The organism is Rahnella inusitata, from assembly GCF_018288855.1.
Lineage (GTDB): Bacteria > Pseudomonadota > Gammaproteobacteria > Enterobacterales > Enterobacteriaceae > Rahnella > Rahnella inusitata.
The window spans coordinates 1172687-1197236 of the sequence record NZ_CP065024.1 but is presented as its reverse complement, the minus strand read 5'-3'; the positions used below and the strand labels follow the sequence as shown (position 1 = coordinate 1197236).

Below are 24550 nucleotides of genomic sequence, written 5' to 3'. Positions count from 1 at the left end.
GTGCTATTGTAGCTGGTCTTTGTCGGGAGCTTAACGGACAGTCTCCCAGAATAACACCTGAGGATAATCAAAACGTCATGACGCGTGTGAAATATCTGGTGGCAGCAGCCACGTTGAGCCTGGCGCTGGTCGGTTGCTCCAGTTCCAAAGAAACGGTTCCCGATAACCCGCCTAACGTCCTTTATGCCACTGCCCAGCAAAAGCTGCAGGACGGTAACTTTAAAGGCGCGATTGCGCAATTAGAAGCGTTGGATAACCGCTATCCATTTGGGCCTTATTCGCAGCAAGTTCAGTTAGATCTGATTTATGCCTATTACAAGTCTGCTGACTTGCCAATGGCTCAGGCCTCAATTGATCGCTTTATGCGTCTCAATCCTACCCATCCAAATATCGACTACGTCATGTATATGCGTGGTTTAACGGATATGGCGCTGGATGACAGTGCGTTGCAAGGATTCTTCGGTGTTGATCGTTCTGACCGCGATCCGCAGCATGCACGTGCAGCCTTCCGTGATTTCAGCCAGCTGATCCACGCATATCCAAACAGCCAGTACGCGACTGATGCGACTAAGCGTTTGGTATTCCTGAAAGAGCGTCTGGCGAAATACGAGCTGTCAGTGGTGCAATACTACACTAAACGTGGTGCTTACGTCGCTGTCGTTAACCGTGTAGAGCAAATGCTGAAAGATTATCCGGATGCGCATGCAACGCACGAAGCGCTACCGTTGATGGAAAGTGCCTATCGCGAACTGCAGCTGAACAACCAGGCTGATAAAGTCGCGAAAATTATTGCCGCCAATAGCGCTGCATAATTTCAAATGTCCGAACACAAAAACGGTAGCTCAGGCTGCCGTTTTTTTTGTTCTTTTTTTTGGCATTAATGAAATGAGCTAAGTATGAGAAACCGAGGGGATTAAAAAACAAGCAAAAAGTGATTGATACAAAAGAGGAAGTGCGGCACTGATCTTATCAATCATGCTTCATCCCGATGTAAGTCTCAAGGCATTTACCCCCATAAATTACTCTGAGTCACAGAATCGTCTGAGTTGACAAAAAGTGACAAAAAACCGCGATACAGGGGACGCAATTCATAAAAAAGGCTGGTATGTTGGATTCATCGGAGACGGAAAGAAGAGAGGTAAATTATATGACAGTCAACATTACCAGCAAGCAAATGGACATCACCGCCGCTATTCGTGACCACATCGAAGGCCGTCTGAAAAAACTGGAAAAATGGCAAACTCAGTTAATTAACCCGCACATTGTTCTGTCGAAAGAACCACAGGGATTTGTCGCCGATGCGACCATCAGCACGCCAAACGGCCAGCTGATTGCCAGTGCCACCCATGATGATATGTATGCCGCTATTAACGAGATGACCGCGAAACTTGAACGTCAGCTCAATAAAGCGCAACACAAAGGTGAAGCCCGCCGTGCAGAGTCCGGCGTTAAGGAACTGAACCTGGAACCGGTGGAGGAAGAAGAGGAATAACCGGGTTGTCAAAATGACCGTTAATAACGCGCTCCAGTGAGCGCGTTTTTTGTGCCCAAAGGAAATCTTATTGACACAGGGAAAACCCTGCGGTTACTTTAAGACTCTGCTCACGTTTAAGGACATCACGACTTCATGAATACCCGTCTGTTTTTCTTCGCATTCTTTTTTACCTTCCCCTGATTGGGAGGCGTTTCGTCGCGAAAGAATGAATGCGAAGACGAACAATAAAGCCTCCTGAAAAGGGGGCTTTTTTTATGCCTGCGTTTCACACGATTTTACTGAAAGAAAGAACATCAAAAAGGGTACTAACATGACCGAGAACTCATTGCTGGCACTGCGCGAACGCATCAGTGCGTTGGATCTGAAACTGCTGGCGTTACTGGCAGAACGTCGGACACTGGCAACAGAAGTCGCGCAATCCAAAATGCACACTCACCGGCCCATCCGCGATAAAGAACGTGAAAAAGAACTGATTAACTCGCTGATAGTGGAAGGGAAAAAGCAGGGGCTGGACGGACATTACATCACCCGCGTTTATCAGCTGATCATCGAAGACTCCGTCTTAACGCAGCAGGCACTGCTGCAGCAGCATCTCAACAAAACCAATTCTGACTCTGCCCGCATTGCTTTCCTCGGTCCTAAAGGCTCTTACTCACATCTTGCCGCGCGCCAGTTCGCCGCCCGCCATTTCGAACAATTCATCGAATGCGGTTGCCAGAAATTCCAGGACATTTTCTCTCAGGTGGAAACCGGACAAGCTGATTACGCCGTTCTGCCGATTGAAAATACCAGCTCCGGGTCGATCAATGACGTCTACGATTTGCTGCAACATACCAGCCTCTCTATCGTCGGCGAACTGACGAATCCGATCAATCACTGCGTGCTGGTGGGAACTGACACAGATCTCTCGCAGATCCAGACAGTGTACAGCCATCCGCAACCGTTCCAGCAATGCAGTCAGTTCATTAATCGTTTCCCGCACTGGAAAATTGAATACTGCGAAAGTACCGCTGCTGCGATGGAAAAAGTCGCAGCCGCCAATTCCCCGCATGTTGCCGCCCTCGGCAGCGAGGCGGGGGGTGCGCTCTATCACTTGCAGGTGCTGGAACATAATCTGGCCAATCAGCAGGAAAATATCACCCGCTTCATCGTACTGGCGCGTAAAGCGATTGAAGTCACCGATCAGGTGCCGGCCAAAACCACTTTAATTATGGCAACAGGGCAACAGGCCGGTGCGCTGGTGAATGCACTTTTGGTGCTGCGTGAACAGGGCATCATTATGACCAAGCTTGAATCCCGTCCAATCAACGGCAATCCGTGGGAAGAGATGTTTTATATCGATGTGCAGGCCAACTTGCGTTCGGAAGAGATGAAAAAGGCGTTGAAAGATCTGGCGCCGATCACCCGCTCTCTGAAGGTTCTTGGTTGTTATCCAAGCGAAAACGTCGTTTCCGTCGATTTGTAATTTTCCAAATAAAAAGGGCGCTGCACAATGCAACGCCCTTCTCTTCGATCCCTTCTGCACAACTCACTTACGGTTGTCGTTCGCCTGTCTGAGCAACGCACCGCTTTCCTTCAGGAAACGAGGCGCATAATCGCCAAACCAGTTTTCTACTTTCCTGAATTTATCGATAAATGCCTGTTTGTCACCCTTCTCCAACAGGGCCAGCGCATCGCCAAAACGCTGATAATAACGTTTGATCAGCGCCAGATTACTTTCTGAAGACATAATGATGTCTGCATAAAGCTGCGGATCCTGAGCGAACAACCGCCCGACCATTGCAAGTTCAAGGCGATAAATCGGCGAGGACAGCGCCAGCAACTGCTCGATCTGCACATTCTCTTCGCACAGATGCAGGCCGTAAGCAAAAGTCGCAAAGTGACGCAGTGCCTGAATGAATGCCATGTTCTGATCGTGCTCGACGGCGCTGATTTTGTGCAAGCGCGCGCCCCAGACCTGTAACTGTTCGAGCAACCACTGGTATGCCTGCGGTTCACGGCCGTCACAATACACCACCACCTGTTTTGCCAGGCTGCTGACATCCGGGCCAAACATCGGATGCAGGCCAAGAACCGGCCCTTCATGCACCGCGAGCATCGCCTGAAGTGGACGATTTTTCACTGACGCCAGATCAACCAGAATACAGTCATCCGGTAGTTTAGGCAGGCGCGCAATCACTTCTTCAGTCAGGTGGATCGGCACGCTGACAATCACCATACCGGCGTTGGCCAGTAAGGTTTCAGCCTGAGGCCAGTCTTCCTGCTCAAGGACGTTGACCTGATAGCCAGACAGCTCCAGCAAACGGGTAAACAAACGCCCCATCTGACCGCGGCCACCGATAATCACCACCTGGCGCAGCGCAGGATGAAGCGTTTTAAAACCTTTGTCGTTTTCGCTTGAGTAGGACTCACGCATCACGCGGCGCAATACGTCTTCGATCAAATCCGGCGGGACACCAAGGTTCTGCGCTTCCTGACGACGTGAAGCCAGCATCGCTGCTTCACGTTCAGGCACATAAATCGGCAAACCATAACGGCTTTTGACTTCCCCGACTTCTGCCACCAGCGCCAGACGCCGTGATAAGAGATCTAACAACGCTTTATCTACGTCGTCGATCTGATCGCGCAACGCGTTAAGTTCTGCCACCATAAAAACCTACTCTCCTGCGATTCGTGCCGCCAGCGCGTCGCCCAGTTCCTGATGCATGGTGCGCAGCAGGGTTTCTGTGGTTTCCCAGTTAATGCAGGCGTCGGTTACCGACACACCGTATTTCATTTCTGAACGCGGTTGCTCAGAAGACTGGCTGCCTTCGTTCAGATGACTTTCCAGCATCAGGCCAGTGATGGAGCGGTTCCCGGCTTTAATCTGGTCAATCACTGACTGAGCCACAATGGTCTGGCGACGGTAGTCTTTGTTTGAGTTGCCGTGACTGCAATCTATCATCAAGGAAGGATGGAGTCCCGCATCGCTCATCTGTTTTTCGCACAGCTGAACGTCTTGTGCGCTGTAGTTTGGCGTCTTACCACCGCGCAGAATCACGTGACCATCCGGGTTACCCTGGGTTTGCAACAGGCACACCTGGCCAGCCTGATTAATCCCCACAAAACGGTGCGCCATTTCGGCAGCACGCATGGCGTTGATCGCCGTACCCAGACTGCCGTCGGTACCATTTTTGAAACCTACCGGCATAGATAAGCCAGACGCCATCTCGCGGTGAGTCTGCGACTCGGTGGTACGCGCACCAATTGCTGACCAGCTGAACAGATCCCCTAAGTATTGCGGGCTGTTCGGATCCAGCGCTTCGGTGGCCAGTGGCAGTCCCATGCCCACCAGTTGCAACAGCAGGTTACGCGCAATGTGCAAACCGGCTTCTACATCAAAAGTACCGTCCATGTGTGGATCGTTAATCAGCCCTTTCCAGCCTACGGTTGTGCGCGGTTTTTCGAAGTAGACGCGCATGACAATGTACAGACGATCGCTTAACTCAGCAGCCAGCGTTTTCAAATGACGCGCGTATTCCAGCGCCGCATCCAGATCGTGAATGGAACAAGGACCACACACCACGAGCAGTCGCGGATCACGGCCATGCACGATATCGGCGATAGTTTTACGTGCTTCGGCAATGCTGGTTTCATCGCTCACGCTCAGCGGAAAACGGTTTTTCAATTCTTCCGGAGTGATAAGAATTTGTTCAGCACTGATATGTACATTATTGAGGGCGTCTTTCTGCATGATCGTGATTCGCTCTTTGGGAAAATGGGCAGCCACGTGGGCGTCTGCGAACAACATTACCACAGCGCGTAAAGTTATCAAGCCTTTATTGTAAACTTAACATTACCAATTGGCGATAACACGCCACCTATTGGAAAGTTAAGTTTACATTTAGTGCGTCAGTGGCGAACGAGGTGTACCGCCAAAGTTACAGGGAATGTGTCTTGCAGGGGAGAATCGAAATAAAACAGGAGAGAAGAAAGGCAGTGAAAACGTATTAAGGAGACATCCCTCAGCGAAGTAACGCTGCTGAGGGAAATAATTACAGGTTGCGATCCAGCGTCATAAAGACCTGTCCAAGCGCAGAAACATCATCCACACTGCATTCGAAATGGCTGTCCTGCCGAGCCACTTTCAGGCGGTTACCGGGAATGCGCGCCACATCATACACATCGACATCACCGTCGATATCCAGCAACCAGCGGCCATTTCCCGGATGCGTGCTGCCTAAATCGATAATCCACGAATGATTACCTTTCACTACATAGGCCGGTTCAGCCAGGGATCCGTCCAGCAGAGAGGGGTCCACCGCCCATACGCCTTCTTCCTCCAGCGCCCCGCCGCGTAATCTCAATTTTTTAAGCTGACGGACACTCTCAGACACCGCAGCAACGGAAGAGACCGTATCCTGCATTGTGCCTTTGCCGGTTGCCAGCCAGCGCAATGAAACGCCGGTATCCAGCGCACAGGCCACGACCACATCACCGGGGAAGTAATTCCTTCTTACCCAGGTACTTATCGTCCCAGAAGATAAACCATACAGATCACCCAGCTCTTTCTGCAGGCTAAAGCCATACGCCTGAAGCATGCGCGACAGAACGGCTTTCCCTCCTTCGAGTTCATCTAATTGCATCTGGCGAAAACCCCTGAGCTTGTAAATACCAACTTGACAACTCGCAAATGCAAGTTTAGATTGTTTATGTAATGTACCGAACCTTGTCATGATACCAAATTTACGGCGCAGGGGGAGGATCAGTAAGAAATCTCACGAAGAACCTGAGGTCAGGAAATGAGGAGATGCGATGTTTTTAGGCACAGAGCAGCAGCGTCAGGCGGGTTTACGTCATATCGCACATCTGAAAGAAATCTACTTCTCTGAAACGCGAAATAAGGTGGGAGATATTTATGATCATGCTTCGGATAAATGGAAAACCACATTATGTTTTCACGCTGGTTTGAAACGCCGTCATATTTATCTGACTTATTCTGAACTGACATCTGATGAACAGTTAAAAATTATTCAGGCGTTATTATCGTTACGCCATTTTTCATCATCATTACGAGGAGAATTTATCGATGGCAGACTGGATTGATGAATCACAAGAACACCAGATTAAGATGCTGCAAGAGCAGATAGCTCAGGCGATCAGCGCTCCGCGCCGCGCTTCAGCACACTTTTGTGAAGACTGCGAAATGGCGATACCCGAACCCAGGCGTAAAATTATTCCCGGCGTTCAGCGTTGTATTGAATGTCAGGAATTAAATGAAATAAAACGCAGGAATTATCGATCCATTTAATTCATCCACATTTTTATTTTATTAGCATGACCTCCTGAATTTATTTATTTCTGGAACGGTATTCTATTACCTAAATTGCGGGATCACACTTATGCCAGATAATATCCTAGGAAGGATCGCCCCTTCTCCGCCGCCTGCTTTTCAACGCGCGACAGGCAAACCTTTTACCGGCGCCTGGTGGTGGAATGCTCCGCGAACTGCAATGGAAAATCCCCTCGAAAAACCACTGACCCGCGATTTCTGTCAGCGCCAGCAGTCTGCGCTTGCCTTAATCCACCGGCTTCCGCGCTGCCTGCGCGCGCCGCTCCAACAGCGTTATCATTTTTTACTGGCAACCAAAGGCGTGCGTGCCGCCTTTCATTTCCTGATGACGGTGTTCATGCAACGCCTGTGGCCGCGCATTCAGCGGGTAAATGCACGCCATCACTATTGCCGGCAGACCTCGCAAAAGCTACTTAGTACGGAGGAAGCATTTAACCGCCTGCCCGATCTGAATGACCAAAAGCTCAAACGTCTGGCGAACCAGCTGGCAACACATTTCCAGGATGCGTATGAACATCACTGTAATGAATGGCTGAGAAACTCGCCGGAAAACCCGGACATCCTACTCAGTGATCGCCTGCAAAGCGAAATTTATAGCCATCTGGCGGCAATGGCCCGCGCCTGTCGCGTAACCCCGCTGTACTGGCGCGCCTTTGAAAAAGGGCGGATGACCGCGCACACCGCCGTTGCCAGTATTTCCCGGCTGGTCAGGGGGGAATGGTGGGAGAAGCAACTACGTGCGCAGCAGCGTCTGTGGCGGGAGTCACTGATGATCGCCTGCGGTTATGTAAGCCGGGCGACGTCACCTTATGCCAGTAAAAATGCCATCCGGGACGTCACCTCCCGCCGTTTATCCGCACTGAATTATCTCAGGCAATGCGATATAGAGAACGTCGGATCCGGGGAAAGGCTGAACCTGCTGAGCACCGTTTTGGCCAGCGTGTCGAATCCTAAACTTCGCCGTATGGAGTTAATGACGCTCATTGCCGGAGTCGAAGATGTGGCTGACCTGCAACAGGATCGCGGGCTGTTCATCACCCTGACCACGCCGTCAAAATATCATCCGCTGAGAACGACCGGCGCGCATTCAGCCCCGCTGTTTAATCAAAAATGGAATACTCACGCGTTTACCCCGAAAGATGCCCAGCGCTATCTGGTCGCCGTTTGGGCGAAAATCCGCACCACGTTAAAAGATCGTCACCTCAAAGTGTACGGTGTCCGGGTCGTTGAGCCGCATCACGACGGTACGCCGCACTGGCACATGATGCTGTTTACGCCGCCGGCACACCAACAAAAAGTCATCGACATTATGCGCAAATACGCGCTGGAAGAAGATGCGGACGAACCCGGCGCCGCTGAGTCACGCTTCAATTGCAAGCCACTCAACCGCGGAGGTGCAGCCGGATACATCGCCAAATATGTGGCAAAAAATATCGACGGTTATGCGCTGGAAGGAGAAACCGATTTTGATTCCGGGCGTCTGCTGACTGATGTCGCCACCGCGGTTACGGCCTGGGCATCCACATGGCGGATCCCACAGTTTCACGCCATCGGCATTCCCTCGGTCGGCGCTTACCGCGAATGCCGTCGAATCCGCAATGTCAGCCTCGCCGGTCAGTTTGGTGAACGGGTCGAAGCAGTGCGCTTCGCGGCTGATAACGGCGATTACGCTGGCTACATTCAGGCGCAGGGCGGCATTCATATCGGGCGCAAAGCGCAAACGGTCCGGGTCGCACGTCAGCTGAGTGAAGAGCTCAATGCCTACGATGAACCCCGGCAAAAAGTTGTCGGGATATATGCTCCGCATCTCGGTGCATCGCGGATATTTCTGACGCATACCGAAAGCTGGCGCATCGTCCGTCACCGGCTGCCGCCTCAGGAAAAATCGCTGAAAAACGCTGCCTTTTACCCGCCTTGGAGTTCTGGCAATAACTGTGGAACCGTAATCCGTCGTCGGGACATGGGAATCATTCAAAAACCAGACTAATAAAAATTAATCCATCAATTCAATGAATTATAAATTTTAAAATGCCCGGAGTGTTGACGTATTAGATCAATTAAAGAATACTGTATATAAACACAGTATCTGGCGAGGGGAGAAAATGGAAAACCTGACTAAACAAGAGCTAACGTTGTCCAGGATACAGCTGATCGCGGACATTTCGCAGACGGCGCAATGTAATCCACAAGAATTTCTTGTCGTAATGTCTCTGATTTCAGAGCTGGCCAGCCAGGCGCTGACCGAGGAACATCACGATGCGCTCTATTACAATGGCAGCACTGACGACGCCCACTGATCGCCAGATATGACCGGCGGTGTTAGTCAACGTACCCGGCGCTTACCCTTCCCAGCTCAGGCCGGACTAAGCGCCCCGCCATTTCCCCTGTTTTCCCCTTTCCTGTTGTGCCAATAGTTTCACAACCCTCCCTGATTGCCGCTTTCCTCCCTCTTGCGCAGACTGAAATCACCTCCTGACGATTTCATTCATTTTGCGGAGAACCCCAATGAAATTTTATGCACAACAAGGCGATACCCTCGATTCACTGTGCTGGCGCTATTACGGCCGAACCGCAGTTGTGGTCGAAAAAGTCTTTGCGGCCAATAAAGGCGTTGCAGATTTAGGACCGCTGCTTCCCCACGGGACAGCGATTGAAATGCCCGATATTGCCGAACAACCGGTTCAGGAAACCCTCAAATTATGGGACTGAATACAGAACGCATCAGCTCCGCCTGCGCATACTTCATCGCCACATCACTCACCTGGCTGGCGGGTATGACGTCGCAGGACATTGCCTTTCTGATCGGCTCGGCGGTCGGCATCGGCACTTTTTTAATTAACTGGTACTACCGGCGTAAAAGCTACCAGCTGCTGGCGCGTAAGGGCCTGAGCAAAGACATCTATGAAAACCTCAACTCTTAAGCGTTGCAGCGCCGCCGTGGTGTTAGGGCTGATGACCGCGCTGCCTGGGTATTTGTCATTGCAGGTTTCGGAGGACGGACTTCGCCTTATCACCGATTTCGAAGGCTGTCAGTTGCAACCTTATCAGTGCAGTGCGGGCGTATGGACCAGCGGTATCGGCCATACGGCGGGAGTCAAACCGGCGGGCGCCATAACCGAACAACAGGCGGCGAAAAATCTGCTGGAGGATATTCAGAAAACTGAACGGGGGATCAAAAAATGTATGCCCGTGACCATGCCGCAGCCGGTCTATGACGCAGTGGTCTCATTCAGCTTCAACGTCGGCGCCACCGCCGCCTGCAAATCCACGCTGGCGTACTTCATCAATAAACAGCAATGGCGGGAAGCCTGCGGGCAGTTACCGCGCTGGGTTTTCGTCAACGGTGAACGTAGCAACGGGCTTGAGCGCAGGCGTAACGCCGAACTGAATCTGTGTCTGAAGGGGGTGTAGATGCGCTGGATTCTGGCTCTTCTCGCGGTATTAACGCTGCTGACCGGCGTCCTGCTGCTTTCCAACCGCTCGCTGCAACACGATTTAACCCTCACTGGCCAGCAGCGGGATGCCCTGAAAGCGCAGCTGCAACAACGTGAAACGCTGATCGCCACACTTAACCAGCAGATGCGCCAGCGGGAACGAGCAGAGCTGGTTTTACGTGAAAATCTGAGCATCGCTCAACGGGCGATGCAAACCCGCGAACATCTACGGCAGGGAGAACTTCATGACGATCCGCAATTGCGTCTTTGGGCTGACACCGCTTTGCCTGCTGCTGTTAGCCGGCTGCACCAGCGCCCCGCATTCAACAGCACCGGAGATTATTTACGTTGGCTGTCCGGCAGTCAGCCCGTGCCCGGTACCGTCCGCGCAACCGGCAACTAACGGGGATCTGAGCGCCGATATTCTCCAACTCGAATCTGCGCTGCTCAACTGCGGCCTGCAGGTGGAAGCCATCAAAACGTGTCAGGAGGCACAACATGCAAAAACCGAATCAACTGCAACAACGGCTGATTGAGCAGATCCCACTGTTTCAGTTTGCCCCTGAAAAACTGGTACTCATCACGGGTCAGGGCTATGTGGTGGCCACCGCGACGGCTTCTTTATCCTTTGAATATCGCTACCCGCTGACGCTGACCATCACGGACGACGACGCGCCGCTCAGTGAACAACTGGTCGATCAGGTGGTGGTGACGATCCTCGGCTGGCTGCGGGTCAACCAGCCCGAGATCCTCGGTAACGCCAGCCACCGGCTGAGCGATTTTACCTTCACTCAGCAGGAGCACAGCCTGACCTTGACGCTGCAACTGACTGAACGGGTGCAGGTCGCCGATCAGGATGACGTGCGTACGATTACGCATTTATCCGAGCCGCCGCTGCCGGAGAACGTCGCGCTGCCGCGCCAGGTTTACCTCAACGGAGAACTGATCAGCAGCTGGACCGTGTAACCCGCTGACATTCGTTGTGCCATCCGTTAACGGGCGGTTTTCGATTGTCGCCCAACCCTCTGAAACGGCATCCTTTATCCCATGAATACACATATCCAACTCAACGAAATCATGCGGCTGATTGGCAATCTGGTACGCATCGGAACGGTATCCGAACTGGATCTGCCAAACGCGCGCTGCCGCGTCACTACCGGCAGTAACGTCACGGCCTGGCTGCCGTGGATGACGCACCGTGCAGGCCGCACGCGCAGCTGGTGGGCACCTTCGCCCGGCGAACAGGTTCTGCTGCTGTCGCTCGGCGGTGAGCTGAACACCGCGTTCGTCTTACCGGCGGTGTTTTCCGATGCCATGCCTGCGCCGTCAGTGTCGGCAGATGCTATTCATCTGGCCTTCCCGGACGGAGCGGTTATTGAATACGAGCCGTCCGGTAGTGCGCTGAAAGTCACTGGCATCAAAACCGCCGTGGTCAACGCCACACAAAAAGTGGACGTCACCGCACCGGAAATCCGTTGCACCGCCAGCACGCGTATCACCCTTGATACCCCGGAAGTAGTCTGCACCCGCAAACTGACGGCCGGAACGCTGGAAGTGAAACAGGGCGGCACGCTGACAGGCAATCTCACCCACAGCGGCGGCAGTCTGACATCTAACGGCATCGTTGTGCATACGCATCGCCACAGCGGCGTGCAAACCGGCAACGGCCAAACCGGAGTTCCGCAATGAGTAATCCGAAATACACAGGCATGGCCAGAGACAGCGGCAAGGCGATTGAAGACCTCGAGCATATCAGGCAGTCGGTCAGCGATATTTTGAACACGCCGGTGGGTTCACGTGTGATGCGCCGCAATTACGGTTCGTTGCTTTCAGAACTGACTGACCAGCCGCAAAACGGCGCACTGCGCCTGCAAATGATGGCGATTTGCTACACCGCGCTGCTGCAATGGGAACCGCGTATTTCTCTGAACGCTATCACTTTCGACACCGATTACACCGGCAAGATGGTGGTGGAACTGACCGGAAGCCGTAGCGATACGGCGACGGATTTTTCTCTCAATATTCCTGTGAGCTGACACTATGGCAACGATCGATTTGAGCCAGTTACCGGCCCCCGATGTGGTCGAGGAACTGGACTATGAAAACCTGTTTGAGGAACGTAAAAGTACGCTGATTTCGCTCTATCCCGCTGACCAACAGGAAGCCATCAGCCGTACGTTGACGCTGGAATCCGAACCGCTGGTCAAATTGCTGCAGGAGAATGCTTACCGCGAACTGATCCTGCGTCAGCGGATCAACGAATCTGCCCGCGCCGTCATGGTGGCCTATGCAACCGGAAACGATCTGGATCAGCTGGCCGCGAACTTCAACGTCGAGCGTCTGGTGCTCCGGGCCGCTGACAACGCCACCATTCCACCGACCGCCGCCGTGATGGAAGCCGACACCGATTTGCGCATGCGCATTCCACAGGCCTTCGAAGGACTGAGCGTCGCAGGTCCGACAGGCGCCTATGAGTATCATGCGCGTTCGGCGGACGGACGGGTGGCGGATGCCTCAGCAATCAGCCCCTCTCCCGCGGAAGTAACCGTCACGATTTTATCCCGTGATAACAATGGTTCGGCATCTTCTGACTTGTTGCTCACTGTCGAAAAAGCGCTGAATGACGAAGACGTTCGCCCGGTCGCCGATCGTGTCACCGTTCAGGCAGCGGAGATTGTTCCGTATCAGATAGAGGCGGTTCTTTACGTCTTACCCACCCCAGAAATCGAACCAGTACGTGCGGCTTCAGAAGCTCAGCTTAAAACTTATATCAACAGGCAAAGCCGCTTAGGGAGCGATATCAGACTGTCCGCCATTTATGCAGCCTTACATGTTGAAGGGGTTCAACGCGTGGAGTTGTCTGCTCCGCCGGCCGATATCGTTTTGGATAAAACACAGGCGTCACTCTGTACTGCGTATTCGCTGACTGTCGGAGGATCCGATGAATGATCGGCTGCTGCCTTCGGGATCAACGCAGCTGGAAGTTGCGGCTGCGCAGGCGTTAGCGCAAATAGGCCGTCTCAAAGTTCCTCTGCGCGAACTCTGGGATCCGCAGACTTGCCCTCTGACATTATTGCCCTATCTCGCCTGGGCATTCTCCGTCGACCGCTGGGATGAAAACTGGACTGAATCCGCGAAACGTTCTGCCGTGCGCGCCGCCTGGTTTGTGCATAAACATAAAGGCACAGTTGGCGCATTACGGCGGGTAGTGGAACCCCTCGGCTATTTAATCCGTATCACCGAATGGTGGCAGACCCACGATATTCCCGGCACTTTTCGACTCGATGTGGGCGTGCTTGAAACGGGTATTACTGAAGAGATGTATCTTGAGCTTGAGCGTCTGATTGCTGATGCCAAACCCTGTAGCCGCCATTTGATCGGCCTCTCAATCAATCTGGACGTCACCGGTGATTTTTATATTGCCGCAGCCGCCTACGACGGCGAAGAGCTGACCGTTTATCCCTATATCCCTGAAACCATTACTGCGTCCGGTGCTGGATTTACCGGTTCAGCAATCCATTTAATCGACAACCTGAGAGTAAATTATGACAGCTAAATACTATGCCCTGCTGACCAATCTGGGCGCAGCAAAACTGGCCAACGCCACGGCACTCGGAACGCAACTTAGTCTGACGCAAATGGCGCTAGGCGATGGCGGTGGTGTATTACCCACGCCCGATCCCGCACAAACAAAATTAATTGGTGAGAAACGCCGGGCAGCACTTAATTCGCTGAGTGTTGATCCGGAAAATACCAATCAGATTATTGCCGAGCAAATCATACCCGAGGATCAGGGAGGATTCTGGATCCGGGAAATTGGGTTATTTGATCAGGACAATACGCTGATTGCCATCGCCAATTGCCCCGAAACGTATAAACCACAACTTCAGGAGGGGAGCGGCAGAACACAAACCGTCCGTATGATTTTAGTGGTAAACAGCACCGAGGCTGTCACGCTAAAAATTGATCCTTCAGTGGTGCTGGCAACGCGAAAATATGTCGATGATAAAGTGATTGAAGTGAAAGCCTATGCGGATGACCTGATGGCGAAGCATGTGGCGGCAACAAATCCACATCCACAATACGATCTGCCGGTGGGCATTCCCCTTCCCTGGCCTACAGCAACCGCGCCAGCAGGCTGGTTAAAATGTAATGGCGCCGCGTTTGATAAAGCAAAATATCCAAAACTCGCGCTAGCCTATCCATCTGGCTTATTACCTGATTTGCGTGGGGAGTTTATACGTGGCTGGGATGATGGACGCGGAATCGATTCGCGACGTAGTCTTTTATCGTTTCAAGAAGGTACGATCGTTTCTGGATTTGATGATAATGACTCAGGTGATATTAGCTCTCTCAGCTCCCCAGATTATGGTTTTGGAGATCCGTTGACGTCAGCACAATGGGCTCAAATAAAGGGTAAAACATGGATATCTGGCTCTACGACAGCCAAGCGATATGAATGGTGGGCTTATGTTTCCGCTCGCCCTCGTAACGTTGCGTTTAATTATATAGTCAGAGCTGCGTAAAATATTTTCAATAATAATTGAATTTGAATCATCACCTTACAAAGTATAGAAACCTAAAAATACTAAGCCCTCTTTGAGGGCTTCTTTATTATCTACCCCCCCTCTGTTGTGCCACCGCCCCCACGCCCCTGATCGAATGCGCTTTCTTTTGTGAACCGGCATCCTTGCTTCACCCCCACAACAGAGAGAGTCACCCTGATGGCTGATTATCACCACGGCGTTCGTGTCGTCGAAATCAATGATGGCACCCGCGTTATTTCCACTGTTTCAACTGCAATTATCGGCATGGTATGTACCGCAGAAGATGCGGATGCCACCACGTTTCCGCTCAACACACCGGTCCTGATTACCGACGTTTTGGCTGCCAGCGGTAAGGCGGGTAAAACCGGGACACTGCGTGCGGCACTGCTGGCTATCGCGGATCAATGCAAGCCCGTCACCGTGGTCGTGCGTGTTGCGACCGGCGCGGATGAAGACGCCACCACCAGCAATATTATTGGCGGTTCGGATGCCAACGGTCGTTATACCGGCATGAAAGCCCTGCTTTCTGCGCAGGCAGAATTAGGCGTGAAGCCTCGTATCCTGGGCGTTCCGGGCCTGGATAATCAGGCTGTCGCCACCGCACTGGCGGGTGTATGTCAGCAGCTGCGTGCCTTCGGCTATATCAGCGCTTACGGCGCAAAAACGCTTTCCGATGCAATCAAATACCGCGACAACTTCAGCCAGCGTGAGCTGATGCTGATCTGGCCGGATTTTGTGAACTGGAATACGGCTACCAGCCAGTCTGATATTGCTTACGCCACTGCACGCGCTTTGGGCTTGCGCGCCAAAATCGACCAGGAAACCGGCTGGCATAAAACCCTGTCAAACGTCGGCGTGAATGGCGTGACCGGTCTTTCCGCCAGCGTATTCTGGGATTTACAGGCGAGCGGTACCGATGCTGACCTGCTAAACGAAGCCGGTGTGACGACGCTGGTGCGCAAAGACGGCTTCCGCTTCTGGGGCAACCGTACCTGCAGCGACGATTCACTGTTCATCTTCGAAAACTACACCCGTACCGCGCAAGTGCTGGCCGATACCATGGCGGAAGCACACATGTGGGCGGTCGACAAACCCATGACCCCGTCGCTGGTGCGCGACATGATCGACGGCATCAAAGCCAAAATGCGCGAAATGAAATCAGCGGGTTACATCATTGATGGCGATTGCTGGTACGACGAAACCGCTAACACCGCGGAAACCCTGAAGGCTGGCAAGCTGTATATCGATTATGACTACACGCCGGTTCCGCCTCTGGAAGATCTGACCCTGCGCCAGCGTATCACCGACTCTTATCTGGTGAACTTTGCCGCGTCCATCAACAGCTAAGGAGAAAATGACTCATGGCACTTCCTAAAAAATTGAAATACCTGAACCTGTTTAACGACGGTAACAGCTACCTCGGCCTTGTCTCTTCCCTGACCCTGCCGAAACTCACCCGCAAGCTGGAAAACTATCGCGGCGGCGGCATGAGCGGTTCGGTCGCGGTGGATTTCGGTCTCGACGACGATGCGCTGACGCTGGAATGGTCCATCGGCGGTCTGGACGAACTGGTTCTGCAACAGTGGGGCAGCGTCTCCGATATTCCTCTGCGTTTTGCCGGTTCCCTGCAGCGTGACGATACCGGTGATGTGTCAGCGGTTGAAGTGATGATGCGTGGCCGTCACAAAGAGTTTGATTTTGGTGAGTACAAGCAAGGTGAAGACACTGAAACCAAAGTCACCACCCAGTGCACTTACTTCAAACTGACTATCGACGGCAAAGAGCTGATTGAGATCGATACCGTCAATATGGTGGAAATCGTCAACGGCGTTGACCGCCTGGCTGAACACCGCACCGCACTCGGCCTGTAATTCCCTTCCCTGAGCCGGCAAAAGTTGCCGGCTTCACTTTCGTTTAAACAGGAAACCCTATGAGCCAGATTGAAAACAACGACAACACCGTGATTCTTGATGTTCCGCTCAAACGCGGCGATATGGAAATCACAGAAATTCAGGTGACCAAACCGACGGCGGGCAGCCTGCGCGGTATCGGGCTGGCGGCGCTGGCGAACGCCGACGTCGATGCGCTGATCACCATTTTGCCGCGCATCACTTCTCCCAATCTCACCAAAGAAGAGTGCACACGCCTCGAACTGCCTGACCTGATTGCGCTCGCGGGCAAGGTGATTGGTTTTTTATCACCGAAACCGGTGGCGTAAAGATCGCGCCCCGGCTCACCGTGGATGATCTGATGGCAGACATCGCGGTGATCTTCCACTGGCCGCCGTCCGAAATGGACGGCATGTCGCTCACCGATCTGTTGAGCTGGCGATATAAGGCATTGCAACGCAGCGGAGTCAAAACAGATGAGTAATGTCGAACAGTTACCCTCGACGCTGGGAAACATCAATAAGCAGCTAAAAGCGCTGAAAGCCGCGACGGAAAATGTCTGGCGAAATTTCACAATGCTGCCGGAAAAGACGTTATACAGCGTCATTTCAGATGATATCAGCGATGTCGCTTTGAACTTCCAGACGCTGGAGAAACAATCACGAGTGATGGAGGACTTCTCCGACGCGCAATATAAGCTGATAACCGAAGGGCCGGGCGCATTCCTCCGCCAGCATTCTGTTGATCAACAGAGCCATGATCTTCGCGGTCAGGGCGTGAATACTGAACGACCTGCCATCCTTGTCGGACCACAAACCCGAGACATTAGCGGGCAAACAACACCCCGGCAGGAAAGCGCTGAAGCAAACAAAAACGCGGGCATCGAAGCGATTAACTTTGCTCATCCCCAACTGGAACGGGCAAAAGAATTCCTCAAGCCCGGCGCCGGGCTACAGGCCGCACTCTCTGAAGTCCAGTCGATGCTCGGCCTGAAAAATGACGATCCGCGTATGGCGGCGTTGCGTCAGCAAAGTCTGTCGATGGCAGCGTCTGGCCACGCGCCTTCTGAGGTTGTAGCCACGCAGAAGAAACTCGCCGGAGAAGGGCTGGATGCCAGTCAGGTTCTGGCGCAGACACCGGCTCAGCTCAACGGCGATACGCCGGACGCACAAATGGCCGTGACGGTGAAAGGTGACAACCTCGACGGCGATATCATCAAACTGTTTGCGACATGGGAAACCCTGCGCATCAATCTGTTTGAAGGGCAAAGCTCGGCGCTACGCGAACTGACGCAAACCGCCACCGGCTGGCTGACCACGCTCAATACCTGGATAACCGATAATCCACAACTGGTGAATTCCCTGCTCGGCCTTGCTTTAGGGATTACCGGCATTGTCGGTGCACTGAGTTCAGTGAGTGCCGCCATCGCGCCGGTGCTGAGCGGCATCAATATGCTGATGGCCGGAACCGGAGTACTCGGCCCCCTCTTCACCAGCACCGGCGGCATGATTGCAGCCGCTTTTGCAGCCATCGGGTTGCCGCTGTTGCCGGTCATCGCCCTGATTGCCGGTATTGGCATCGCCATCGTAAAACTTTGGGAGCCGATCAGTGCTTTTGTCAGCGGTTTAGTCGCGGGTTTCAGTTCTGTCATAGGGCCGATCACCCTCACATTCGCACCTTTCAAAGCTGCGCTCGGGTGGATAACTGATTTGTTTACGCCGATTAAATTTACGCAGGATCAGCTGGCGGGATTTAGCAACGTTGGCAAACTGGTTGGGGAAGCCATCGGAGAAATTTTCGTGACGCTGACGAATGCCGTCTCTCAAATCGGGGAAGTCTTTAACTGGGCGCGTAAAGGCGTCGATTCCGTTCTGAATATTTTCAGCAGTGATTACGATGAACCGGCTGAGAACCTGAGTGCGCCAGCGGCCTTTGCGCCGAATATTTCGCCGACAGGCGGAACGCTCAGCCTGTACCAGCCTGCTAAAAACAGCGTTGCCAATAATCTGACCGATAACCGGGCAACGACCATGAATTTCAGTTTTACCGCCACGCCTGAAACAGACTATCCGAAAATTCAGGGCTTTATTAACCAGGCAATGAATGAGCGTGACAGGAATGACGAGAATGCGCTGCACAGCCAGTTCAGTAACGGAGGCTTCTACTCATGATGATGTCGCTGGGTTTATTTGTATTCAAACTGAGCACTCTCCCCTATCAGACCACCAATCATCAGGTGAATTACACCTGGGCGGAAAACGCCCGTTTCGGCCAGCGGGCGGTTTCGCAATTTCTCGGACCGGGCAAGGAAACGTTGAAGCTGACGGGACAACTCCTGCCGGAACTGACCGGCGGCATGCGCTATCTGCAAACCCTGCAAAGCATGGCGGATTCAGGCCGGGCGTGGCCGCTGATTGAAGGCAACGGCACTATTCATGGCATGTTTGTCATTGAGAGCCTGACCAATGACAACGGCGAATTCAATTCAAACGGGCAGGCGCGAAGTATTTCTTTCAGCGTCATTCTTAAACGGGTGGATGAATCTCAGGCCGCCATGTTTGGTGACCTGATGGCGCAGGCTGAAGGTTTGTATAACAAGGCCAGTTCGGCAATTGGTAATTTTATTACCGGAGGTTAACGATGCTTACCGATCTTCAGTTACCCGCTGGCGCACGGATCGCGCCGGCTTTTACCCTGAAAATTAAAAATAAGGTGCTGGAACAGAGTGTTACAGACCGCATCATCAGTCTCACCGTCAATGACAAGAGCGGATTCGCGGCTGATGATCTGACGCTCAAATTCGACGATGCCGACGGACAACTGCAAATGCCCGCCAGAGGCACTCTTCTGCATTTGCATATCGGGTGGTCGAAACAGGCTTTGTACGACTGCGGGTACTTCATTGTGGATACCGTGACCCATCAGGGATCACCAGATATTGTGATCATCACCGCCCGCAGTGCCGATTTTCGTGGGACATTCGAGACGAAACGCAGCCAGTCTTATGATGACTACACGCTGGGTGCGATCGTAAGGATCCTCTCAGCGCGCAATAATCTCTCTTTGCCGGTTATCGCGCCGGAGCTCGACAGCATTAAGATCCCGCACATCGATCAGACCGATGAGAATGACGGATATTTCCTCACCCGGCTGGCACAAAACTTCGGCGCGCAGGCCACGGTGAAAAATGGCGCTATTATTTTTTTTAAACCTTATTCGGCCAGGAGCGCTTCCGGGCAAGCGCTGCCGTGGAAAACGCTGGTGCGCAGCGACGGCGATGAGCATGTTTTCAAGGTGATTGATCAGAAGGCCTTTAGCGGCGTGATTGCCCAGTCTTATGATGTGAAAGCGGCGGCTACCAGCAGTGTAGCCTTGAAAAGAATACCGCCTGCAAACTCCACCTCGCAAAAACAACATCCGGCAGCAACCAAAGCGGCGGTTACTGAGTCTTCTGAAACAGCGCCACCGCTAAAAAGTTATACCGCCGGGTCCGGGGCAAATGTCCTCAAACTCCAAAAAATATATCCCGATGAAGCGTCCGCGAGGCGCGCAGCGGACTCTGCTTTTAATCAGATCCAGGCGGATTCAGCATCATTTAGCATCAGACTGGCAATGGGCCGTGCCGATCTCAGCGCTCAGACACCGCTGAATGTGCAGGGTTTTAAAAATGTGATCGACGACCAGCGCTGGATTATCGACTCGGTTGAACATAGCCTCAATGAAAAAGGGTTTACCACAAAGTTGAATTTGAAGATTTACGTGGCGGATATCACGTATCAGTCATCAATATCACAACCATAAACTTGCTTTTGCAAGTTTATGGTTCCATAATGACCTCATCGCTTACCTGTCATGCCGGAGGTTTTTATGATGCATTGCCCGCTTTGTGGAAAAGTCGCCCACACACGCTCAAGCCGATATCTGAGTGAGTCTACGAAAGAACGGTATCATCAGTGCCAGAACATCGAGTGTAGCTGCACCTTTGCCACACACGAATCCGTCGCTCGCGTCATTTCAAAACCTGGGAGCGAAAAATCAGCGGCGTAGTAAAATTAAGGTCATTCAGAGATAAAAAAAGGGGTTAGCCATTGGCTAACCCCTTGTTCTCTATTAACTAGTCGATGTCGCGTTAGCGATACCTTAGTTAAGACGCTCTTTGATACGAGCAGACTTACCAGTACGCTCACGCAGGTAGTACAGTTTAGCTTTACGAACGGCACCACGACGTTTAACAGCAATGCTGTCGATTACTGGGGAGTGAGTCTGGAATACACGCTCAACACCTTCGCCGTTAGAAATTTTGCGAACAGTGAATGCAGAGTGCAGACCGCGGTTACGAATAGCGATAACCACGCCCTCGAATGCCTGCAGACGCTTTTTAGAACCTTCAACGACCCATACCTTAACTTCCACGGAATCACCCGGACGGAATGCAGGTACGTCTTGCTTCATCTGCTCTTGTTCGATCTGTTTAATGATATTGCTCATAATATGTCTCTTACCCTAGGTAAACTGATATATCGGGAAGGCTTAGCAAAGTGCTCAAGCGGTCCCTCATAGTTTTGTTAACTGAGTCGATGTTCCTTTTGGAACTCTCTCAGTAACACCTCTTGCTCGTCAGTCAGAGCTAGGTTTTCCAGAAGTTCAGGTCTTCTAAGCCAGGTTCGACCCAGCGACTGTTTCAGGCGCCAGCGACGTATATCAGCGTGGTTTCCCGACAGTAAAACTGACGGTACCTCCATGCCTTCCAACACTTCAGGGCGGGTATAGTGGGGGCAATCGAGCAATCCGTCAGCGAAAGAATCTTCTTCTGCTGAAGCCTGACGACCCAGAACGCCCGGTATAAAGCGGGAAACTGAATCAATCAGAGTCATTGCCGGCAACTCACCACCGCTGAGAACATAATCACCAATTGACCATTCTTCATCAATTTCGGTTTTGATTACGCGCTCATCAATCCCTTCGTAACGGCCACACACCAGAATAATTTTCTGATGGGCCGCCAGTTCGCAAACACCGGTTTGATCCAGTTTGCGCCCCTGAGGTGAAAGATAAATCACTTTCACACCTTCGCCTGCCGCTGCTTTTGCTGCATGAATCGCTTCCCGTAAAGGTTGCACCATCATCAGCATGCCGGGACCACCGCCGTAAGGGCGCTCGTCCACGGTACGATGTCGATCGTATGCGAAGTCACGAGGACTCCAGCAGTTTACGCTCAACAGGCCATTCTTAACTGCCCGGCCAGTTACCCCGTAATCGGTGATTGCGCGGAACATTTCAGGAAACAGGCTAATTATACCGATCCACATAGCCTACCCCTTACAAATGCTTTGCCGCTCAACCCGCCGTTGTTTACATCAGTAAACGTTACGGAGGTCAAAAACCAGGATCCCAATCTACTTCGACAGTGCGAGTAGCGAGATCGACTTTCTTGATAACCTGCCCATCGAGGAACGGAATCAACCGCTCCTTGAGTCCGAAGGCATCTTTCAGGTTGGCTTTGACTACCATCACATCGTTAGAACCGGTTTCCATCATATCGATGATTTTGCCCAGTTCGTAACCGGAAGTTGTCACTACCTGGCAACCAAAAAGGTCTTTCCAGTAATAGTCACCGTCTTCCAGTGTTGGTAGCTGCTTTGAATCGACGACAATTTCGCAATTGGTCAGCAGATTCGCTGCATCCCGATCATCAACGCCTTTGACTTTGATAATCAGGTCCTGAGTGTGGCGTTTCCAGCCTTCCAGCTCGATAACCTGCCACTTACCGGCACGCTGGATAAACCAGGGCTGGTATTCGAAGATGCTTTCAGCGTCTTCGGTGGATGAAAACACTCTGAGCCAACCGCGAATGCCGTATGTTGAACCCATTTTGCCGAGTACTAACGGCTCAGCGGGTACCACTGGATTGGATTGCTTGCTCATTGCCACCACCGCGACAGATTAAGCTGCTTTCTTAGCGTCTTTGATCAGCGAAGAAACGCGATCAGAAACGGTTGCACCCAGATCTACCCAATGGGTAATACGATCCAGGTCCAGACGCAGTGCTTCAGCCTGGCCAGAAGCCAATGGGTTGAAGAAACCTACGCGTTCGATGAAACGACCGTCACGAGCGTTGCGGCTGTCGGTCACTACTACTTGATAAAACGGACGCTTTTTTGCGCCGCCACGTGCTAAACGAATTGTTACCATAACATCCTCTTTAGTTAATAAAACAACCAGACCCCATCGGGGAACGGGGTCTGGTTGCAATATAAAAAGCCCCAAAATTTTACTCATTTTGGCGCAAAAAGCAATCGAAAGCGTAGATTGCCTCCGTCGCTATTTGCCTGAGTACGTTTGGGGCCGTTTATGTGGCTGATAAATAGCCAGTCTTGTCGATTAGCGGCCTGGGAAACCCGGTGGCATCATACCTTTCATGCCACGCATCATTTTCGCCATACCGCCATTCTTCATTTTCTTCATCATGCGCTGCATATCGTCAAACTGCTTGAGTAAGCGGTTAACGTCCTGCACCTGCATGCCGGAACCCATCGCAATACGACGCTTACGGGACCCTTTAATAATTTCTGGCTTAGCGCGCTCTTTCATCGTCATCGAATTGATGATCGCTTCCATACGCACCAGCACTTTATCGTCCATCTGAGATTTGACGTTGTCCGGCAACTGCCCGACGCCCGGCAATTTGCTCATCATGTTCGCCATACCGCCCATGTTGCGCATTTGCTTGAGCTGATCGAGGAAGTCGGTCAGGTCGAAGCCGTCGCCTTTTTTGAGCTTGCTGGCCAATTTCTCAGCCTGCGCGCGGTCGACTTTACTCTCAATATCTTCGATAAGTGAGAGAACGTCACCCATGCCCAAAATACGCGAAGCGATACGATCCGGGTGGAACGGCTCCAGAGCATCGGTTTTTTCACCCATACCGAGGAATTTGATCGGTTTGCCCGTGATATGGCGAATCGACAGCGCAGCACCACCGCGGGCGTCACCGTCGACTTTCGTCAGGATCACACCCGTCAGCGGCAACGCTTCGTTAAAGGCTTTCGCGGTATTTGCGGCATCCTGACCGGTCATGGCATCGACAACAAACAGCGTTTCAACCGGATTAATCGCGGCGTGAACCTGTTTGATCTCGTCCATCATCGCTTCGTCGACGTGTAAACGGCCGGCGGTATCGACGATCAGAACGTCATAAAATTTCAGTTTGGCTTGCTGAAGGGCGCGGCGAACGATATCAACCGGCTTTTCCTGTGCATCCGACGGGAAAAAATCCACTTCAACTTGCTGTGCCAGCGTTTCCAGCTGTTTGATCGCCGCAGGGCGATAAACGTCGGCAGACACCACCAGCACTTTTTTCTTTTTCTTTTCTTTCAGGAATTTCGCCAGTTTACCGACGCTGGTGGTTTTACCCGCACCTTGTAAACCCGCCATCAGCACGACGGCCGGTGGCTGTGCCGCTAAATTGAGCTCGGTGTTCGCCTCGCCCATCGCGTTTTCCAGTTCTTTCTGGACAATTTTGACGAATTCCTGACCCGGTGTAAGGCTCTTATTGACCTCAACGCCAACGGCGCTCTCTTTCACCCGGTTAATGAAGTCGCGGACGACCGGCAGCGCAACGTCTGCTTCCAGCAACGCCATGCGGACTTCACGCAATGTCTCTTTGATATTTTCTTCGGTCAGCCGCCCGCGGCCGCTGATATTGCGCAGTGTGCGCGACAATCGATCGCTTAAATTCTCAAACATCGTCTCTTGCTCAACGTAATGACAGGCCGCTTTTGCGACGTAATTGCGGGATTATAACACGAAGCGTTGACGATCTCTGCTTTGGCGTCTCAGATAGGTTGGAGCGTGAC

General features: G+C 52.3%; 35 protein-coding genes and 1 other annotated feature. Of the genes, 27 read left to right on the top strand and 8 right to left on the bottom strand.

Annotation, left to right across the window (positions count from 1 at the left end):
* The first annotated feature begins 77 nt into the window (after nt 1-77).
* From bamD to pheA, 4 genes are all read left to right on the top strand, one after another.
* Nucleotides 78-812 (top strand): outer membrane protein assembly factor BamD, encoded by a 735-nt coding sequence (bamD, locus tag I2123_RS05670; protein ID WP_112169424.1) that lies wholly within the window; start codon nt 78-80, stop codon nt 810-812.
* Between the two features lie 335 nt (nt 813-1147).
* The gene (gene raiA / locus I2123_RS05665) at nt 1148-1492 is read left to right on the top strand and encodes a ribosome-associated translation inhibitor RaiA (protein WP_112169423.1); all 345 of its coding nucleotides are present in this window, start codon (nt 1148-1150) and stop codon (nt 1490-1492) included.
* 134 nt (nt 1493-1626) lie between these two features.
* Nucleotides 1627-1751, top strand: a sequence feature (Phe leader region).
* The gene (locus I2123_RS25775) at nt 1628-1675 is read left to right on the top strand and encodes a hypothetical protein (RefSeq protein ID WP_369794779.1); all 48 of its coding nucleotides are present in this window, start codon (nt 1628-1630) and stop codon (nt 1673-1675) included. (Overlaps the previous feature by 48 nt.)
* A gap of 54 nt (nt 1752-1805) precedes the next feature.
* Complete coding sequence (gene pheA, locus I2123_RS05660; RefSeq protein ID WP_112169421.1) at nt 1806-2960, top strand: bifunctional chorismate mutase/prephenate dehydratase; 1155 nt, start codon at nt 1806-1808, stop codon at nt 2958-2960.
* Nucleotides 2961-3023: 63 nt separating this feature from the next.
* Here pheA and tyrA read toward each other — a convergent pair whose 3' ends face one another.
* The 3 genes from tyrA to I2123_RS05645 form a co-directional block, all read right to left on the bottom strand.
* Nucleotides 3024-4145 (bottom strand): bifunctional chorismate mutase/prephenate dehydrogenase, encoded by a 1122-nt coding sequence (gene tyrA, locus I2123_RS05655; protein ID WP_112169419.1) that lies wholly within the window; start codon nt 4143-4145, stop codon nt 3024-3026.
* A gap of 6 nt (nt 4146-4151) precedes the next feature.
* The gene (locus I2123_RS05650; RefSeq protein ID WP_112169417.1) at nt 4152-5228 is read right to left on the bottom strand and encodes a 3-deoxy-7-phosphoheptulonate synthase; all 1077 of its coding nucleotides are present in this window, start codon (nt 5226-5228) and stop codon (nt 4152-4154) included.
* A gap of 301 nt (nt 5229-5529) precedes the next feature.
* Entirely contained in the window at nt 5530-6120 is a 591-nt protein-coding gene (locus tag I2123_RS05645) for a phage repressor protein CI (RefSeq protein WP_112169416.1), read from the bottom strand.
* A gap of 169 nt (nt 6121-6289) precedes the next feature.
* Here I2123_RS05645 and I2123_RS05640 point away from each other — a divergent pair, with 169 nt between their 5' ends.
* The 23 genes from I2123_RS05640 to I2123_RS05535 all read left to right on the top strand — a co-directional run bounded on the left by I2123_RS05640 (nt 6290) and on the right by I2123_RS05535 (nt 20744).
* Nucleotides 6290-6580, top strand: a complete 291-nt coding sequence (locus I2123_RS05640; RefSeq protein WP_112169414.1) for a DUF5347 family protein — start codon at nt 6290-6292, stop codon at nt 6578-6580.
* A complete protein-coding gene (locus I2123_RS05635; RefSeq protein WP_213051960.1) occupies nt 6564-6785 on the top strand; it encodes a TraR/DksA C4-type zinc finger protein in 222 nt (73 codons plus the stop codon). The genes I2123_RS05640 and I2123_RS05635 overlap by 17 nt, the downstream gene beginning before the upstream one ends.
* 91 nt (nt 6786-6876) lie before the next feature.
* The gene (locus I2123_RS05630; RefSeq protein ID WP_213051959.1) at nt 6877-8814 is read left to right on the top strand and encodes a replication endonuclease; all 1938 of its coding nucleotides are present in this window, start codon (nt 6877-6879) and stop codon (nt 8812-8814) included.
* Between the two features lie 115 nt (nt 8815-8929).
* Nucleotides 8930-9124, top strand: coding sequence for a hypothetical protein (locus tag I2123_RS05625; protein ID WP_112169408.1), 195 nt, complete (start codon nt 8930-8932; stop codon nt 9122-9124).
* 208 nt (nt 9125-9332) lie between these two features.
* Nucleotides 9333-9536, top strand: a complete 204-nt coding sequence (locus tag I2123_RS05620; protein WP_112169406.1) for a tail protein X — start codon at nt 9333-9335, stop codon at nt 9534-9536.
* A complete protein-coding gene (locus I2123_RS05615; protein WP_112169404.1) occupies nt 9527-9748 on the top strand; it encodes an HP1 family phage holin in 222 nt (73 codons plus the stop codon). Before I2123_RS05620 ends, I2123_RS05615 begins: the two co-directional genes overlap by 10 nt.
* A complete protein-coding gene (locus I2123_RS05610) occupies nt 9729-10238 on the top strand; it encodes a lysozyme (RefSeq protein WP_112169402.1) in 510 nt (169 codons plus the stop codon). The genes I2123_RS05615 and I2123_RS05610 overlap by 20 nt, the downstream gene beginning before the upstream one ends.
* A complete protein-coding gene (lysB, locus tag I2123_RS25435) occupies nt 10239-10664 on the top strand; it encodes an Rz-like lysis system protein LysB (protein ID WP_244879882.1) in 426 nt (141 codons plus the stop codon). It begins immediately after the preceding gene.
* Nucleotides 10549-10797: an Rz1-like lysis system protein LysC gene (gene lysC / locus I2123_RS05605; RefSeq protein WP_244879910.1), complete on the top strand. Its 249-nt coding sequence runs from the start codon at nt 10549-10551 to the stop codon at nt 10795-10797. Before lysB ends, lysC begins: the two co-directional genes overlap by 116 nt.
* A complete protein-coding gene (locus I2123_RS05600) occupies nt 10760-11227 on the top strand; it encodes a phage tail protein (protein ID WP_112169398.1) in 468 nt (155 codons plus the stop codon). The genes lysC and I2123_RS05600 overlap by 38 nt, the downstream gene beginning before the upstream one ends.
* Before the next feature lie 81 nt (nt 11228-11308).
* Nucleotides 11309-11950: a phage baseplate assembly protein V gene (locus tag I2123_RS05595; RefSeq protein WP_213051957.1), complete on the top strand. Its 642-nt coding sequence runs from the start codon at nt 11309-11311 to the stop codon at nt 11948-11950.
* Nucleotides 11947-12297, top strand: coding sequence for a GPW/gp25 family protein (locus tag I2123_RS05590; RefSeq protein WP_112169394.1), 351 nt, complete (start codon nt 11947-11949; stop codon nt 12295-12297). Before I2123_RS05595 ends, I2123_RS05590 begins: the two co-directional genes overlap by 4 nt.
* 4 nt (nt 12298-12301) lie before the next feature.
* Complete coding sequence (locus I2123_RS05585; RefSeq protein WP_213051956.1) at nt 12302-13210, top strand: baseplate assembly protein; 909 nt, start codon at nt 12302-12304, stop codon at nt 13208-13210.
* Nucleotides 13203-13817 carry a phage tail protein I gene (locus I2123_RS05580; RefSeq protein WP_112169390.1) on the top strand — a complete coding sequence of 205 codons (615 nt, stop codon included), beginning with the start codon at nt 13203-13205 and terminating at the stop codon, nt 13815-13817. Before I2123_RS05585 ends, I2123_RS05580 begins: the two co-directional genes overlap by 8 nt.
* On the top strand, nt 13807-14787 hold the full coding sequence (locus I2123_RS05575) for a phage tail protein (RefSeq protein WP_213051955.1): 981 nt from the start codon (nt 13807-13809) through the stop codon (nt 14785-14787). Before I2123_RS05580 ends, I2123_RS05575 begins: the two co-directional genes overlap by 11 nt.
* A gap of 198 nt (nt 14788-14985) precedes the next feature.
* Nucleotides 14986-16155, top strand: coding sequence for a phage tail sheath protein (locus I2123_RS05570; RefSeq protein WP_112169386.1), 1170 nt, complete (start codon nt 14986-14988; stop codon nt 16153-16155).
* A gap of 14 nt (nt 16156-16169) precedes the next feature.
* Entirely contained in the window at nt 16170-16679 is a 510-nt protein-coding gene (locus I2123_RS05565; RefSeq protein ID WP_112169384.1) for a phage major tail tube protein, read from the top strand.
* Nucleotides 16680-16738: 59 nt separating this feature from the next.
* A complete protein-coding gene (locus tag I2123_RS05560; protein WP_213051954.1) occupies nt 16739-17026 on the top strand; it encodes a phage tail assembly protein in 288 nt (95 codons plus the stop codon).
* A 20-nt stretch (nt 17027-17046) separates the two neighbouring features.
* Nucleotides 17047-17181: a GpE family phage tail protein gene (locus tag I2123_RS05555; RefSeq protein WP_056772768.1), complete on the top strand. Its 135-nt coding sequence runs from the start codon at nt 17047-17049 to the stop codon at nt 17179-17181.
* Nucleotides 17174-18868, top strand: a complete 1695-nt coding sequence (locus tag I2123_RS05550) for a phage tail tape measure protein (protein WP_213051953.1) — start codon at nt 17174-17176, stop codon at nt 18866-18868. Before I2123_RS05555 ends, I2123_RS05550 begins: the two co-directional genes overlap by 8 nt.
* A complete protein-coding gene (locus tag I2123_RS05545; RefSeq protein WP_112169378.1) occupies nt 18865-19335 on the top strand; it encodes a phage tail protein in 471 nt (156 codons plus the stop codon). The genes I2123_RS05550 and I2123_RS05545 overlap by 4 nt, the downstream gene beginning before the upstream one ends.
* A 2-nt stretch (nt 19336-19337) precedes the next feature.
* The gene (locus I2123_RS05540) at nt 19338-20498 is read left to right on the top strand and encodes a contractile injection system protein, VgrG/Pvc8 family (protein WP_213051952.1); all 1161 of its coding nucleotides are present in this window, start codon (nt 19338-19340) and stop codon (nt 20496-20498) included.
* Nucleotides 20499-20564: 66 nt separating this feature from the next.
* Entirely contained in the window at nt 20565-20744 is a 180-nt protein-coding gene (locus I2123_RS05535) for an ogr/Delta-like zinc finger family protein (protein ID WP_112169374.1), read from the top strand.
* A 93-nt stretch (nt 20745-20837) separates the two neighbouring features.
* On the opposite strand, the gene rplS is transcribed toward I2123_RS05535, so the two are convergent.
* The 5 genes from rplS to ffh form a co-directional block, all read right to left on the bottom strand.
* A complete protein-coding gene (gene rplS / locus I2123_RS05530) occupies nt 20838-21185 on the bottom strand; it encodes a 50S ribosomal protein L19 (protein WP_056772777.1) in 348 nt (115 codons plus the stop codon).
* A 77-nt stretch (nt 21186-21262) separates the two neighbouring features.
* On the bottom strand, nt 21263-22006 hold the full coding sequence (trmD, locus tag I2123_RS05525) for a tRNA (guanosine(37)-N1)-methyltransferase TrmD (protein ID WP_056772780.1): 744 nt from the start codon (nt 22004-22006) through the stop codon (nt 21263-21265).
* A 67-nt stretch (nt 22007-22073) separates the two neighbouring features.
* Nucleotides 22074-22622, bottom strand: coding sequence for a ribosome maturation factor RimM (rimM, locus tag I2123_RS05520; protein ID WP_112169372.1), 549 nt, complete (start codon nt 22620-22622; stop codon nt 22074-22076).
* Nucleotides 22623-22640: 18 nt separating this feature from the next.
* Entirely contained in the window at nt 22641-22889 is a 249-nt protein-coding gene (gene rpsP, locus I2123_RS05515; protein ID WP_104924471.1) for a 30S ribosomal protein S16, read from the bottom strand.
* Nucleotides 22890-23078: 189 nt separating this feature from the next.
* Complete coding sequence (gene ffh, locus I2123_RS05510) at nt 23079-24440, bottom strand: signal recognition particle protein (protein WP_112169370.1); 1362 nt, start codon at nt 24438-24440, stop codon at nt 23079-23081.
* Between the last annotated feature and the right edge of the window lie 110 nt (nt 24441-24550).